At 64.8% G+C, this 14,530-nt stretch carries 16 protein-coding genes, 1 pseudogene and 1 riboswitch; of the genes and pseudogenes, 6 read left to right on the top strand and 11 right to left on the bottom strand.

What is annotated here, in order from left to right; all coding sequences use genetic code 11:
• Positions 1-2: 2 nt before the first annotated feature.
• Positions 3-186: riboswitch (cobalamin riboswitch) on the bottom strand.
• Between the two features lie 153 nt (positions 187-339).
• Positions 340-1,299 (top strand): hypothetical protein, encoded by a 960-nt coding sequence (locus GII31_RS07530; RefSeq protein WP_213248242.1) that lies wholly within the window; start codon positions 340-342, stop codon positions 1,297-1,299.
• A 90-nt stretch (positions 1,300-1,389) separates the two neighbouring features.
• Complete coding sequence (locus tag GII31_RS07535; RefSeq protein WP_246222152.1) at positions 1,390-1,611, top strand: hypothetical protein; 222 nt, start codon at positions 1,390-1,392, stop codon at positions 1,609-1,611.
• Between the two features lie 72 nt (positions 1,612-1,683).
• Here GII31_RS07535 and GII31_RS22715 read toward each other — a convergent pair.
• A pseudogene (locus tag GII31_RS22715) lies at positions 1,684-2,059 on the bottom strand (transposase); the annotation flags it as partial.
• Positions 2,060-2,135: 76 nt separating this feature from the next.
• Between GII31_RS22715 and GII31_RS22585 the strand changes: the two are divergent.
• On the top strand, positions 2,136-2,426 hold the full coding sequence (locus GII31_RS22585) for a hypothetical protein (protein WP_407649915.1): 291 nt from the start codon (positions 2,136-2,138) through the stop codon (positions 2,424-2,426).
• Positions 2,427-2,450: 24 nt separating this feature from the next.
• Here GII31_RS22585 and GII31_RS07545 read toward each other — a convergent pair whose 3' ends face one another.
• Positions 2,451-3,701 carry an IS256 family transposase gene (locus GII31_RS07545; RefSeq protein ID WP_213244434.1) on the bottom strand — a complete coding sequence of 417 codons (1,251 nt, stop codon included), beginning with the start codon at positions 3,699-3,701 and terminating at the stop codon, positions 2,451-2,453.
• 53 nt (positions 3,702-3,754) lie between these two features.
• On the opposite strand from GII31_RS07545, the gene GII31_RS07550 reads away from it, so the two are divergent.
• Positions 3,755-3,967, top strand: coding sequence for a hypothetical protein (locus tag GII31_RS07550; protein ID WP_260840370.1), 213 nt, complete (start codon positions 3,755-3,757; stop codon positions 3,965-3,967).
• A gap of 91 nt (positions 3,968-4,058) precedes the next feature.
• Positions 4,059-5,453 (top strand): IS1380 family transposase, encoded by a 1,395-nt coding sequence (locus GII31_RS07555; RefSeq protein WP_260840093.1) that lies wholly within the window; start codon positions 4,059-4,061, stop codon positions 5,451-5,453.
• Between the two features lie 437 nt (positions 5,454-5,890).
• Here GII31_RS07555 and GII31_RS07560 read toward each other — a convergent pair whose 3' ends face one another.
• The 6 genes from GII31_RS07560 to uraD (GII31_RS07585) all read right to left on the bottom strand — a co-directional run bounded on the left by GII31_RS07560 (position 5,891) and on the right by uraD (GII31_RS07585) (position 9,784).
• Positions 5,891-6,034, bottom strand: a complete 144-nt coding sequence (locus tag GII31_RS07560) for a hypothetical protein (protein WP_260840371.1) — start codon at positions 6,032-6,034, stop codon at positions 5,891-5,893.
• A gap of 20 nt (positions 6,035-6,054) precedes the next feature.
• Positions 6,055-6,459: a PIN domain-containing protein gene (locus GII31_RS07565; protein ID WP_246222153.1), complete on the bottom strand. Its 405-nt coding sequence runs from the start codon at positions 6,457-6,459 to the stop codon at positions 6,055-6,057.
• A 1-nt stretch (position 6,460) separates the two neighbouring features.
• Positions 6,461-6,682, bottom strand: a complete 222-nt coding sequence (locus GII31_RS07570; RefSeq protein ID WP_213248244.1) for a type II toxin-antitoxin system VapB family antitoxin — start codon at positions 6,680-6,682, stop codon at positions 6,461-6,463.
• Between the two features lie 132 nt (positions 6,683-6,814).
• Positions 6,815-7,141 (bottom strand): hydroxyisourate hydrolase, encoded by a 327-nt coding sequence (gene uraH / locus GII31_RS07575; RefSeq protein ID WP_213248246.1) that lies wholly within the window; start codon positions 7,139-7,141, stop codon positions 6,815-6,817.
• Positions 7,141-7,671, bottom strand: coding sequence for a 2-oxo-4-hydroxy-4-carboxy-5-ureidoimidazoline decarboxylase (gene uraD / locus GII31_RS07580; protein ID WP_213248248.1), 531 nt, complete (start codon positions 7,669-7,671; stop codon positions 7,141-7,143). Before uraD (GII31_RS07580) ends, uraH begins: the two co-directional genes overlap by 1 nt.
• Positions 7,672-7,786: 115 nt before the next feature.
• Entirely contained in the window at positions 7,787-9,784 is a 1,998-nt protein-coding gene (gene uraD / locus GII31_RS07585; protein WP_213248250.1) for a 2-oxo-4-hydroxy-4-carboxy-5-ureidoimidazoline decarboxylase, read from the bottom strand.
• A gap of 249 nt (positions 9,785-10,033) precedes the next feature.
• On the opposite strand from uraD (GII31_RS07585), the gene GII31_RS07590 reads away from it, so the two are divergent.
• Positions 10,034-10,579, top strand: coding sequence for a nucleotidyltransferase family protein (locus GII31_RS07590; RefSeq protein WP_246222154.1), 546 nt, complete (start codon positions 10,034-10,036; stop codon positions 10,577-10,579).
• Between the two features lie 28 nt (positions 10,580-10,607).
• Here GII31_RS07590 and GII31_RS07595 read toward each other — a convergent pair whose 3' ends face one another.
• From GII31_RS07595 to GII31_RS07605, 3 genes are all read right to left on the bottom strand, one after another.
• A complete protein-coding gene (locus GII31_RS07595; protein WP_213248254.1) occupies positions 10,608-10,949 on the bottom strand; it encodes a hypothetical protein in 342 nt (113 codons plus the stop codon).
• Between the two features lie 5 nt (positions 10,950-10,954).
• On the bottom strand, positions 10,955-12,757 hold the full coding sequence (locus GII31_RS07600; protein ID WP_213248256.1) for an acetyl-CoA carboxylase biotin carboxylase subunit: 1,803 nt from the start codon (positions 12,755-12,757) through the stop codon (positions 10,955-10,957).
• Between the two features lie 181 nt (positions 12,758-12,938).
• Positions 12,939-14,522, bottom strand: coding sequence for a condensation domain-containing protein (locus tag GII31_RS07605; RefSeq protein ID WP_213248258.1), 1,584 nt, complete (start codon positions 14,520-14,522; stop codon positions 12,939-12,941).
• Positions 14,523-14,530 lie beyond the last annotated feature (8 nt).

Genomic DNA, 14,530 nt, shown 5'->3' on the forward strand with positions numbered 1-14,530 from the left:
CGGCGCGCCCGGCACAACAGGCAGGTCTTCGGACTTACCGGCGTGCGCGCATCGCGCTCCTACTGGCCGTCGCTTCCCGGGCTCACCCAGTGCTCAAGACGGCGGTCGTTCCGGCATACCGCTGCGGGACAGTTCCGGACTCTCACCGGATTCCCTCTTGTCGTCGCCGATCAGAACACAGGGGCTCCATAGTTGCTCCGGTCGGCGAACCAGTTGCGTGATCCACCATAGCGATGTATGCGCTGGTAGCCAACTGTCCGGCTGGACTCACGTAGTCTGCCCGCGAAACGCCCTCGGTGCCTCACATAGGTTTGCCCGCGAAATGATGATCGTCGGTGGATGGAAAGTGAGTTGTCGATGCGGTCGCGCGCTGAGGTGACCAGTAGGTTTGCTCGTGGGTATGTGCAGGCGTCGAAGAAGGAGCGGGGCCAGATCCTCGATCAGGGGATCGAGGTGACCGGTTGGTCGCGTGACAATGCGCGCCGGCGGTTGGTGGCTGCGGCGACGCGGCCGGGTAAGGGCCGTGCGGTTGCGGTGCGCGAGCGCAAGCCGCGGGCGCTGAAGTACTCCTACGATGCGCTCAAGGTGCTGCAGAAGGTGTGGGCGGCTTCGGGTGGCCAGTGTGGCAAGTACCTCGCGGTGTCGATGCCTGTGCAGCTTGCTGCGCTCGAGCGTCACGGTGAACTCGTTGTCGGAGAGGGCCGTTACAGCGAATCGGTGCGTGAGGAGTTGTTGTCGATGTCGGCGGCAACCATCGACCGCTACCTCAAACCAGCGAAAGCCAATGATCAGATCTCTGGTGTGTCTACGACGAAACCGTCTGTGCTGCTCCGTAATTCTATCAAGGTTCGCAAGGCCGGTGATGAGGCCGAAGCCGAACCAGGATTCTTCGAAGGCGACACTGTCGCTCACTGCGGCCCGACACTCAAAGGCGAGTTCGCCCGGACATTGAACCTGACCGATGTGCACACCGGATGGGTGTTCACCCGCAGTATCCGCAACAACGCCCACACCCACATCCTGTCCGGGTTGAAAACCGCGATTACTGAAATATCCTATGCAGTAACCAGTTTGGACTTCGACAACGGATCGGAGTTCCTCAATCAGCCGGTCATCACCTGGGCCGGAAACGAGGCATCTACTTCACCCGACCCCGGCCGTACAAGAAGAACGACCAGGCCACCATCGAATCGAAGAACAACCACCTCGTCCGCAAGTACGCGTTCTACTGGCGCTATGACACCGACACCGAACGGACCGTTCTCAACCGGCTGGGGCGGCTGGTCAACGATCGGATGAACTACCTGACCCCGACCGTCAAGCCCACCGGATTCGCCTCCACAGCGAACGGACGCCGACGCCGGGTCTTACGACGCCCCGGCCACCCCGTTGGACCGGCTCCTGGCCGCTGATGTCCTCTCTGATGCCCAACGCGCCGAGCTGTGCGCCTACCGCGACAGCCTCAACCCCGCACAGATCGGCCGCGACATCGCGTCCCTCCAAGACCAGCTGTTGTTGCTGGCCAAGGACAAAACCGAGCAGCTCTACCTCGCCTCCCTGCCCACCGCACTACCCGACGTCCGCAAAGGCATTCGAATCCCCGCCAGCTGAACCCCGTTTCGCGGGCATTCCTATCTGAGGCATGGACCCGGTTTCGCGGGCAGTTTGACGTGAGGCATTACGGATCGCCTCATACGAGACGGTCCGGCCCTGAGCGCCGGGAGAATGATCCATGACCTCTACCGTGTCCTCGCCGGCTTCCAGCCGCAACCGGCCGGCGATCTGACGCGGGGTACGCGAGGCCTTCAGATCCGCTCGCACCCGCGCCGAGAGCACCTCATCGGCGTCGATCTTGCGGTCCTGCGCCCGGGCTCGTCGAGCGGTGGCGAGCTTGTTGGCAGTGGCCGCCCGGTACTGCCCGGACGCACACCGGTTACGCCGAATCTCGCGGGAGATCACCGACTTGTCCCCGGCCGATCCTCTTCGCGATCGAGGTCACGGTTTCCTGCGCCCGCACCCCAACGGCGATCTCCACCCGATCCTCGATCGTCAACCACATCCGACCCCGACCCACGACGGCCACCCCGTCCTCACCCCCGGCCGGTCCCGTTGACCTGCCCTATTGCTACGGCGGAATGACACTGCCCACCATCGAATCCAAGGACAATCACCTTGTGCGTAAGTACGCGTTCTACTGGCGCTATGACACCGACACCGAACGCGCCGTTCTCAACCCGCTGTGGCCTCTGGTCAACGACCGCCTCAACTACCTGACACCCACCATCAAACCCGTCGGCTTCGCCTCCACCGCCGACGGGAGGCGCCGCCGCCCTTCGACTTTGCGGACCGTTGGGACCAGCTCAACGAAGATGAGGACAAGAACGTGTCCGCGGCTATCCCGGGTCAAGTCCCGCGTAGTGGTGTAACTGGTTGTGGTCCTTCGTAGGTGGTCAGGCGGGTAGTTGGATCAGTGGGTCGGTGTTCACCTCCGGTGTGTGGTCGGTGTCGGTGACGGTCAGTCGGCAGCGGCTGAGCACTTCGAGGCCGAGGTAGCGGCGGCCTTCGGCCCATTCGTCGGTCTGCTCGGCGAGCACTGCTCCGATGAGCCGGACGATGGCATCGCGGTTCGGGAAGATGCCTACGACGTCGGTGCGGCGCCGGATCTCGCGGTTGAGTCGTTCTGTGGGGTTGTTGGACCAGATCTGGCGCCACACGTCATCAGGAAACGCGGCGAATGCCAGCAGGTCTTCACGGGCGTCGCCGAGGTGTTCGGCGACGTCGGGTAGGCGGTCTTCGGTGTATTCGATGAGTCGGTCGAACTGGGCATTGACCGCACCAGCAGTGGGTTGGTCATAGACGCTGTGCAGCATGGCCTTGACTGCTGGCCACATCGACTTCGGACACACCGCCATCAGATTCGCCGCGTAATGGGTGCGGCAGCGTTGCCAGGCCGCTCCCGGTAGGTTCGCTGCGATCGCCTCGATGAGCCCGGCATGGGCATCGGAAGTCACCAGGCGAACTCCGCCCAGGCCGCGGGCCACGAGGTCGGCGAAGAAGGTGTTCCACGAGGCTGTGGTCTCACTGGTGGCGACCTGCATGCCGAGCACCTCACGATGACCGTCACCGTTGACTCCGGTAGCCAGCAGCACGACGGCTTTGACGACCTGCTTGTTCTCGCGGACCTTGATCGTCAACGCATCCGCGGTGACGAACGTGAACGGGCCGGCCTCGTCCAGTCGGCGGTGACGAAACGCGGCAACCTGTTCGTCGAGGTCTTCGGCCATGCGGGAGACCTGCGACTTCGACAACGAATCGATGCCCAGGGTCTTGACCAGCTTGTCCATCCGGCGGGTCGAGACCCCGGCGAGATAGCAGTCAGCGACCACGGTGATCAGCGCGGACTCGGCGCGTTTGCGGCGTTCGAGCAACCACTCGGGGAAGTAGGTGCCCGACCGGAGCTTGGGCACGGCGACGTCGATGGTGCCTACGCGGGTATCGAGGGGTCGGTGGCGGTAGCCGTTGCGGTAGTTGGTGCGCTCTTCGGACCGGCGGCCCCATTCGGCGCCGCACACGGCGTCGGCATCCGCAGACAGCAGGGCGTTAATCACTGTCTGCAGCAGCTCGCGCATCAGATCCGGTGACGCGTCGGTCAGAGCTTGGCTCAACAGGCCGGCCGGGTCGACAATGTGGGGTGCGGTCATCGTGATGACTCCATTCGAGGATTCTGTGAGAGGTTGACTCGAAGGATCACACGGTGACCGCTTCCCTGCCCGACAGCCACACGCTGCCGGCCACGGTCCTGGTCACCGAGTTACACCACTCTATGGGGCACTACTCTATCCCGGTGGATTTCGCACTATATGAGGTTGAGTTCGAGCTCATTCTGATGAGAGAGAACGAGGAGCCTTCAGCCTATTTGAATCCGATTATTGATCGGGCCATATCTAACCTGGGCCTTTCACGGTAATTCCGTGTCGTTAACAAAGAATGGTGCCCTGACCTGGGATGATTGAACTTGCGAAGGTTCCAAACAGACCAGATCGAGGAGCACCATTCAGGTGAGTAAGTCTACGTCGCCGTACCCGTCAGTGTCGGTAGATGGTTCAGGAACCGGTGTCGTGTCGCATGCGGGGGCTGTGGTGTTGCTGCGTACGGCGCACAAAACTGGTCTGACCAGCGCACTGTCACAGGCATTGGCGCCGTGGCGTGCGCCGATGGCAACCCATGATCCGGGCAAGATCATCGCTGATCTGGCCGTGGCGGTCGCGATCGGTGGGGACTGCCTGGCCGACATCAACCAGGTCCGCACCGATCCGGGTGTGTTCGGGCCGGTGGCCTCCGATCCGACGGTGTCACGGCTGGTCTCGACGTTGGCCGCCGATGCCACCACAGCTTTGGCGGCGATCAACACCGCACGCGCAGCCGCGCGTGCGACGGCGTGGTCCGCTGCCGGTGAGGGTGCCCCTGATCATGGCCGTGATGCCCGTGCACCGCTGATCATCGATCTCGATGCCACGTTGGTGACCGCCCATTCGGAGAAGCAGCAGGCCACCGCGACGTGGAAGAAAGGATTCGGGTTCCACCCGTTGTGCGCGTTCGTCGACCACCAGGGCGAGGGTACCGGTGAACCCCTGGCAATCGAGCTACGCCCGGGCAACGCTGGTTCCAACACCGCCGCCGACCACATCACCGTCGTCGAACAAGCGTTGACACAGATCCGGGGCACCGGCGGGTATCGGGTGGGTAAAAGCGTGTTGATCCGCACCGATTCCGCTGGTGGCACACACGATTTCCTGGACTACCTGACCCGTCGGCGCCTGTCCTATTCGGTCGGGTTCGGGCTGACCGAGACCATCGCCACCGTCATCGACCGCCTCCAACCTGCGGCGTGGACACCGGCCTATGACAGCGACGGCACCGAACGCGACGGGGCGTGGGTGGCTGAGCTGACCGGCGTGCTCGACCTGTCGGGTTGGCCCGACGGTATACGCGTGATCGTACGCAAAGAACACCCGCATCCAGGGGCGCAACTGCGCTACACCGACTCCGACGGAATGCGGTTGACCGCTTTCGCCACGAACACCACCACAGGTCAGCTCGCCGCACTGGAACTGCGCCACCGTCGTCGTGCCCGCTGCGAGGACCGCATCCGCAACGCGAAAGACTGTGGCCTGACAAACCTTCCATTGCACGGCTTCGACCAGAACCGCATCTGGTGCGCCATAGTCATGCTCGCCTGCGAACTGATCGCCTGGACCCAACTCCTCGGATTCGACGGCACCACCGCACGCCGTTGGGAACCGAAAAAACTACGACTGCACCTGTTCTCCATCGCCGCCAAGATCACCCGACACGCCCGACGCACCCGACTCAAACTCGCCACACACGCACCCGGCCGACACCTACTACTGGCCGCACTCACCCGGCTGGACACCCTACCCAACCCCCGCTGACCACCCAACCAACCCGACCAACCAACACCGAAAGGACCACATTTCGGGGCCGTGAACCCCAACGCCCACCGACGCCTCGGCACACTCCTCACGGCCTCGGCCCGAAGTCAGGTCCCCAGACCACCCAATCGGGCCATCGGCAACCGACCGCCACCCCACAAAATTTTGAGGCTAGATGACCTTGCTGCTATCATCTGTCGCCTCAGCGTGCTCCTGGACCAGGCCGGTGGTGTTGAAGTGGTTTCCTGTGCTGCGCACCTGGATTTGCATAGCCCCTTCGATCTTGTAGACCGTTGGGACCAACTCAACGAAGATGAGGACGAGAACGTGTCCGCGGCTATCCGGTGGATTTCGTACTATATGAGGTTGAGTTCGAGCTCATTATGATGAGAGAGAATGAGGAGCCTTCAGAGTATTTGAATCCGATTATGATCGGGTCATATCTTATGCGGTGACGCCGGACCGGCGATCCCGTAGATCTCGTCGTTGTGTTCGGCACGGTGCGACCGTACCAAAATTGTGATCTCGTCGATCACAGCTTGCTTCAGACCGACCCAGTCGAAGTTCTCGGTTGTCACCATGTGCAGTGTAGTTGCCCGGCTCAACCACTTCTCACGCGCTGGGATCGCATATCAGTTAGGTGCCTGGCTGCCGTATCGAAGTCGCGGTCATCATGCAGCACGGTCAGGCCATGGTGGACAGAGGTTCCGCAGATCACCAGGTCGACGACACTGAACGCTCGCAACGCGCCGGCTCGAACCAGTGTGTGCTGGGCGGTGTCGATCCACCGCCACACGTTCTTGGGTACAGATGCATCGGGGTAGAAGAGCGTGAGATCGCGGCTCATCTGGTCGAACTCGGTCGCATTGCGCGCTGATCGGAGAACTTCGACGCGTTGGGGTGCGCATGACCGTAATTCACCTGCTTCAATAGTAGCTCGCCAATGCTCCAAGACGGCGGGCTCGCGCTGCATCCGCCACAGAGCTGACAAGTCGAGGAGGTACACGTCAGTCGCGCTCCCCGCGATCTGCTGCGCGCTGCGCCTTCCATGCTTCGTAGTCCCACTCATGGGCACGACGAGCATAGTCATCGAACTCTGCTGCGCGACGTAGCTTTGCCGCGTAGTCGCGGAGAGCCTCGTTGACCGCATCCTTCTTGGTGCCGAGTCCGGACCTCTTCAGGACTTCGGCGAGGGCTTCATCATCAACGTCGATTTGGGTAATGGACATGGCAACTCCACCTGTCGGGCACCGCCATCGTGGCGATGTTGATGAACAATATAGTTTATCAACATTAGCACCGCGCGCGGTCCTGGTGATGCTACTGACTGCACCGTGACGATTGACCGTGCCGTCGGTCCGTCAGCTGCCGCGGTAGGTCGAGTACGCGAACGGGCTCAACAACAGCGGGACGTGGTAGTGGCGGGTGGGGTCATCGACCTCGAAGCAGATGTCGACCTCGGGATAGAAGGCTTTGATGTCGTTGTCGGAGAACCAGTTTCCGGTGTCGAAGACGAGGTGGTAGATGCCGGCGAGGAGGGGGAAGTCGTTGATCGAGGTGATGCGGCCGTCGGCGTCGGTGGTGCCGGTGCTCAGTTCGGTGCCGGAGGCGTCCTGTAGGGACACCAGCACACCTGTCGCGGGTGCACCGGTTACGGCGTCGAGGACGTGGGTGGACAGTCCGGTCATCAGGCGGCTCCTTCGTCGTCGAAGCTCCCGGCGGGTGCGAGCATGCGGATCAGTCTGCTGCGGTTGATCTTTGCCAGCTCCAGCCGCATCACCCGGCGTTCGGTGGCCGGGTCGTTGCGCATGCGCTCCTTGAGGATCGCGAGTAGTTCGGCTGCGGGCCTGCCGTTGGCGAAGACCAGATACACATGTCCGAAACGTTCGTCGTAGGCGGCGTTGAGCGCTTTGAGTTCGGCCAGCACCGCCGCGTCGGCTCCGGCGACCCCCGATTGCTCACGAGCCGACGACGGGTTGTCGGCACGGTCACCGATCCGGGGATGACCCGCCAGTGCCTCATCGAGGTCTTTCTCGCTCAACTCGGCCAGAATCAGGTCGGCGTATTCCAGCAACGCCTCATCGTCGGCGAACGGGCGTGCCGCAGCCACCCGAATCGCCCAGATCGTCGAGCTGCAGCACTCGTAGAGAGCGCTGATCGCCTGACGCTCCGTGAGTTCGTTGAAGCTGGACAAACCTTGCCAATCAACCCTGCGCACGGTCCCACCTTAGGAGCTAGTCGGCGCGTCGGCGCGCCGGGATTGTCGCTGATACCCGCGGGGCGATGTCCGGCGTTCCGGTGGCGGCACGACCACCGGAACGTCCGGGCACGCCCTAGAGTTCTGGTTGCCTGCTGAACCGCGCCGACGTGATCGGGTTGGCGTCGGAGACGAGATCATCGAAGCGGTAATTGGCGATCTTCGCGATCTCGATCAGCGCGAACGATTTTTCGCTCGTCTCCGAGTTGTCCATGCGGGCCCAACCGTTGCGCAGCACCCGGTCGTAGCGTTCGGTTTCGCGGGCGCAGATCACCAGCGGGAAGCCGAAGTGCTCCCGATAGGCGGCCGACAGGTTGACCACATTCTCGTGTTCGGTCTCCTCCAGCTGTGACAGACCCTTGTGGTCGACGGCCACCATTTCGCCGGTCTCCTCATCCTCGGCGCCGAGGTCGGGGAATGCCTGGATGAGCTGCATCTGTTCCTCGTCGCTGCCGGTGAGCATGGCCTCCTGGAAGGCGCTGCGCAGATCGTGCACATCGTCGAACGGCCGCTGATCGTAGGCGCGGTCGACGACCCAGTCGACGTTCTGCACGAGGTCACCGAATGTTTCGCGGAAACGTTCGGGAGTCATCGTGTTCACCTCGTCGAGGGTGATCGAGCCGGCCCCGGCCACCGCCGGACCACGCGACCCGATGTGGAAGAACAGCAGATTCAGCAGGATCGCGGTGATGGCACCCATCGTGATGCCCGTCGAGAACGGGATTTGCAAAATGATGTTCGGCATCGCCTCGTCCACGCCCGGGATGGCATTGATATCGACGATCTCGCCGTCCTTGTTGATCACCTGCGACGGCGGCGAGGACTGCGAATGCTCGACGTACAGAGCCACGGCCAGCGAGGTGGCGGCGATGATCAGGTTACGGTGATCGGTGAAATCGACCTTGGTGAGGGTCTGGATGCCGACGATCGCGACCGTCGCGAACATGATGAGCGCCGCACCGCCCAGGACCGGGGCCGGAATGGACTCGACCACCTTGGCCATCTTCGGGAACAGGCCCAGCAGCATCATGATGACACCGGCGCAGGCCACCACCCAGCGACTCTTGACGCCGGTCATCCGGACCAGGCCCACGTTCTCGGAGAACGCCGTGTAGGGGAACGAGTTGAACGAGCCGCCGATCACGGTGGCCAGGCCGTCGGCACGGATCGCGGCGGCGACGTCGTCCTTCTTGATGCGTTTGCCGACGATCTCGCCGGTGGCGAAAATCGACCCGGTCGACTCGACGGCCACCACCAGCAGAACCACGATCATCGACACGATCGCCACGATGTCCCAGCGCGGTGCGCCGAAGGCGAATGGCGGGGTGAAACCGAGCCAGTCGGCGTCGCCGACACTGTCGAACGACGCGTCACCGAGAAGCCACGCGACGAAGGTCGCCACGATCAGCCCCAGCAGGATCGAGATGGTGGACATGAAACCCCGGAAGAAGCGCTGCATCAGCACGATCAGGACGATGGTGCCCAGCGCGTAGGCCACCCATCGCGCGTTGGCCGAATCGTGCATGTGCGTGGCCGGATCGCTTACGGCGTCGCCCGCGCCAACCGGGATCAGGCATACACCGATGATCGTGATGAGTGTTCCGGTGACCACCGGCGGGAGGTACTTGATCAGCTTGGCGAAGAACGGTGCGATCAGGAAAGTGAAGATACCGGCCGCGATCACCGCGCCGTACACCGTCTGCAGGCCGACACGCGCGGCGTGCTCGCCTTCGCCGGCGTGGTCGTTGGCGATCTTGATGACCGGTGCGAGGGTGGCGAAGGTGATGCCCTGCAGCAGCGGCAGTCGCACGCCGATTTTCCAGAAACCGACGGCCTGCAGCAACGAGGCGATGCCGCAGGTGAACAGGTCGGCGGTGATCAGCATCGTCAGCGCCGCGTCGTCGAGATTGATGGCGCGGGCGATGAGTAGCGGGACGAGCACGGCGCCGGCGTAGAACGCGACGACATGCTGCACGCCAAGGGCCACGAGTTTTCCTGATGGGGGCACCTGGTCCACTTCGTGGACCCGTTTACGTTGTGGCGCTGCCTTACCGGCAGCGAAGTCAGTCGCCATGGTGGTGTTCGCACCTTTCGCTGGTGGAAATCGTCCCGACTCTCGGTGGAGGTGGGGTCCGCTGTGCCACAGTGGTTGTCCGAGGTGTGGCAGGTGTACATAGTGAACCGGCGACGCACTGTGCGCTCGGTGAGAGCGTCGTGTTTCCGGTCGGTAAATCGACACCGGAAGTCGACGATGACAGCTGGTGGTCGGACACCGGTCACGACGGATTGTGGTGCCGGAAGGGGAGCGGCGATGGATCGGCCGATGGTGTTGGGAGCGGTACTGGCCGCCGGTGCCGGAAGGCGCTTCGGTAGCCCTAAAATACTTGCGCGCCAAGGTGAATGGCTGTCAATCGCGGTCGATGCCCTCGTCGGGGGAGGGTGCGACGAGGTGGTGGTGGCGATGGGTGCGGCGGTGGTGCCGTCCCCGCCGGGGGCGCGAAAACTCATTGTGGATGACTGGGCGTCGGGGCTGTCGGCGACGGTGCGAGCAGTGCTCGGTCACGCCCGGGCGACCCCCGGATGCGGCGGTGTTGTTTTACATGTTGTTGACACACCCGATGTGGGCGGCGACGTGGTGCGGCGATTGCTCCTCGCCGGCGGCCGATCGTCGCCGGCACTCGCGCGGGTGGTGTATGACGGCAGACCAGGTCATCCGGTCTACCTTGGGCGTGCGCACTTCGACGGCGTGGCGGCCGTACTTCACGGCGACGCCGGTGCCGGCGCCTACCTGATGGCGCGCGCCGCAGAGGTGATCGCGGTCGAATGCGGCGACCTGGCGACCGGGCTGGACATCGATACCGAGCGCTGAGTACTGAACGGGCCGGCCGCCGACGCGCTCAGTCGGCGACGGTGAGGCCGAGCATGCCCTCGACGAACCGCCGGACCGGAGGCAACGCGTCGGCGAGGGCGTCGTCGTAGCCGACGCGGGCCCGGCCTTCCTGAACAGCCACCTCAGCGGACGGGGTGATGGTGACCAGCGCGACGAGTTCACCGGTGGTGGGTATGCACACGGCCCAGGTGAACAGTGCTTCGGTCGCCCAGCCCTCGGCGGCACGGGTCACATACCCGGCCGGGTCGTCGACCCCCAGATCGGCCAACGCCGGGACGTCGGACACCCGCGTGTCCGCACGAAGCGCACGCAGATACCACGTCCCGGCGTTGATCTCGACAGCCTCCAAAGGGGCTACTTGATTTCCAGCAGTACGGTGCCCTGGGTCACGGCCGCGCCGGCCTCCACCGACAGACCCGTCACGACGCCCGCCTTGTGCGCGGTCACCGGATTCTCCATCTTCATGGCCTCCAGCACCACCACGAGCTCGCCCTCGGCGACCTCCTGGCCGTCCTCGACGGCCACCTTGACGACGGTGCCCTGCATCGGTGCGGTCACCGAGTCACCCGACGCCGCGGCGCCGCCGCCCTTCTTCTTGGTGCGTGCCTTCGGCTTCTTGCGGATGGCGCCGGCGGCCGCGCCGCCACCACCCGACAGCGCCAGATCGCCGGGCAGCGACACCTCGACGCGCCGGCCACCGATCTCGACGACGACCTTCTGGCGGGGGGCCTCCTCGTCGTCCTCGATGGGCTGTCCGCCGGTGTACGGCTCGATCGGGTTGACCCAGTCGGTCTCGATCCACTTGGTGTACACGTCGAACTTCTCGCCGTCACCGATGAATGCGGGGTTGGAGACGATGTGCCGGTGGAACGGCAGCACCGTGGCCAGACCTTCCACCTGGAACTCGTCGAGGGCGCGGCGGGCACGCTCGAGCGCCTGCTCGCGGGTCTCACCGGTGACGATCAGCTTGGCCAGCATCGAGTCGAATTGGCCGCCGATGACATCGCCCTGGACCACACCGGAGTCGACGCGCACGCCCGGACCCGACGGCTCGGAATAGACCGAGATCGGGCCGGGCGCGGGCAGGAAGCCGCGGCCGGCGTCCTCGCCGTTGATGCGGAACTCGAAGGAGTGGCCACGCGGGGTCGGATCCTCGGAGAACTCGAGTTTTTCGCCGTTGGCGATGCGGAACTGCTGGCGCACCAGGTCGATGCCCGCGGTCTCCTCGGTGACCGGATGCTCGACCTGCAGGCGGGTGTTGACCTCGAGGAAGGAGACCAGACCGTCGTTGCCCACCAGGAACTCGACGGTGCCGGCGCCGTAATACCCGGCCTCGCGGCAGATGGCCTTGGCCGACTCGTGGATCTTGGTGCGCTGCTCGTCGGTCAGGAACGGCGCGGGGGCCTCCTCGACGAGCTTCTGGAACCGGCGCTGGAGCGAGCAGTCGCGGGTGCCGGCGACCACCACGTTGCCATGCTGGTCGGCGATGACCTGTGCCTCCACGTGGCGGGCTTTGTCGAGGTAACGCTCGACGAAGCACTCGCCACGGCCGAAGGCCGCGATGGCCTCACGGGTCGCGGACTCGAACAGATGCGGAATCTCCTCGATGGTGTAGGCGACCTTCATGCCGCGGCCACCACCGCCGAAGGCGGCCTTGATGGCCACCGGAACGCCGTGTTCCTGGGCGAAGGCGACAACCTCGTCGGCATTGGCCACCGGATCCTTGGTGCCCGGCGCCATCGGGGCGTCGGCCTTGAGCGCGATGTGACGGGCGGTGACCTTGTCGCCGAGATCGCGGATGGAGCTGGGTGACGGGCCGATCCAGATCAACCCGGCGTCGATCACGGCCTGCGCGAAATCGGCGTTCTCCGACAGGAAGCCGTATCCGGGGTGGATGGCGTTCGCGCCGGACTTGGCGGCGGCGTCGAGGATCTTGTCGAAGACGAGGTAGGACTCGGCTGAGGTCTGACCACCGAGGGCGAAGGCCTCGTCGGCAAGCTTCACGAAGAGTGCATCGGCATCCGGTTCGGCGTACACGGCAACGCTGGGAATGCCGGCGTCGCGGGCCGCACGGATCACCCGGACGGCGATCTCACCACGGTTGGCGATGAGGACCTTGCTGATGCCTTGGGACGTGTTCGCAGAGGGAGTGGGCACTGGTTCTCCTGGGCTGCCTGCACCGTGGTCGGCGAGGCACTTCTCGTGGTACTCGGACGGGTGGGTCGCGTCGTCCGTCTCATGGATGGCGAGGCGTGACCGACGACACTTGAGTGTAGGTGCCGTCGACTCCGCGACTCACCCTAGCGCACCGAACGAATGCTCGGTAGCAGGGTTCCGGTTACTCGTCGGTAGCAAAAGTGCTGTGGTCGCCGGTCGCCGTCAGCAGATCCGCGAAGCGGTGTATATAGGTGCTCACCAGATCGCCGGTCGACGGATCGTGGGCGTCGGCCGCCGGAAAGCGCGTCGATACGCGCAGCCCGCCGGGCGTGCGGTTGATCCAGATGAACACCTCCTCCGGTGCGTAGCAGTGGCTGCGCAGCACCCGCGCCCGGCCCGCGTCGGCGGCGGCGGCGCCGGGGGCGTACCGGGTGTCGATGAAGGAGACCGCGAACCGCGGCTCACCGGCCAGCACATCGGGGTGCGTACCCTCGATCAGCTCGGCGACCCGCAGATACGGCACCGTCGCGCCGACCCGGCCGTGTTTGAGTTCGGCGTTGGCGCGCACGATCAACTGCCCGAACGTCGGCGAATCAGACATGTCCAGACACACCGGGGCCAGTCCCACGAACCAGCCGAGCGAGGCCAGCCATTCCGGATCGGTGCGGGTGTGCCGGGGCATCACGCACCGGAACTCGGTGTCGCCGGTCATCTCGCGGTACACGATCGCCAGCGCCGCCAGCACACCGGCGAACAGCGACCCGCCGGCCTCCGAGCAGACCGCGGTGAACCGGTTCGTCTGGTCGTCGTCGAGCAGTAGTTCGGTGATCGAGTCCTGCGGGGGCCCCGTCTCGTCCTGTTCGGTCCCGTCCTGTTCGGTCCCGCAGTCCCCGGTCCGGGCCCCTCCGGCCCCCGGAACCGGGTGCCCGGAGGGTTCCGGCGCACCCGGGACGGCCGGACGCGCCACCGCGGGCAGTCTCCGTTCGGCGGCGGCGAAGCGTGGCATCTGCCCGTGGCCGGTGCGCAGGAACGTCGTCCACACCTCGATCGCGGGGTGATCCGGGCCGGTCTCGTCGGCGAGTCTGCGTTCCTGCGCACTGAAGTCGACGTAGCTGCCCACCTCCGACAACGAGGGAACGCCCGGATCGCCGTGGGTCCTGGCGCGGTCCCGGGCCGCGCGATAGAGCGCAACGAGCTCGTTCTGCGCGACGATCAGCGAGTAACCGTCCAGAAGCGAATGGTCGCCGGCGAACAGCAGTGTGAACGAGTCCTCGCGGCCGACCGTGGAGAACATGTACGCGGGCCAGTGCAGGGGAGCGGTGGCCCGGTCGAACGCCCCCGCGATCTGATCGGTCATCGCCGCGGCGTCGGAATACCAGCCGACCCTGCCCATCCGCAGCCGTACCGTCCCCGGTCCGGTGGTCAGCCGGACCAGTCCCGGCGCGCCCTGTGGCCGTATCCCCTTGAGGATGACGTGGCTGCGCAGGACCTCGTGCCGGTCGATCCAGGCCAGCAGGGTGGCCCGGATCGCCGGGATCGACAGCGGCTCATCGAACTCGATCGCCAGGCCCAGCCACGACTCGCGGCCGCCCTCACGCCGGGTGCGCAGCCGGTAGTCGAAAGCCGAACGCAGGTGTTGTTCGTGATTGTGGGAGGTCGGGCGCGAGTCGGTGGTCCACTCCCCGAGCCCGCCGGGAACATACGGGGTCCACTCGACCAGGCCGCCCGGTGCGATGGGTTCCTCGAGGATCTGGACGAACTTCATGTGCCCGG

This window comes from Gordonia pseudamarae (assembly GCF_025273675.1).
GTDB lineage: Bacteria > Actinomycetota > Actinomycetes > Mycobacteriales > Mycobacteriaceae > Gordonia > Gordonia pseudamarae.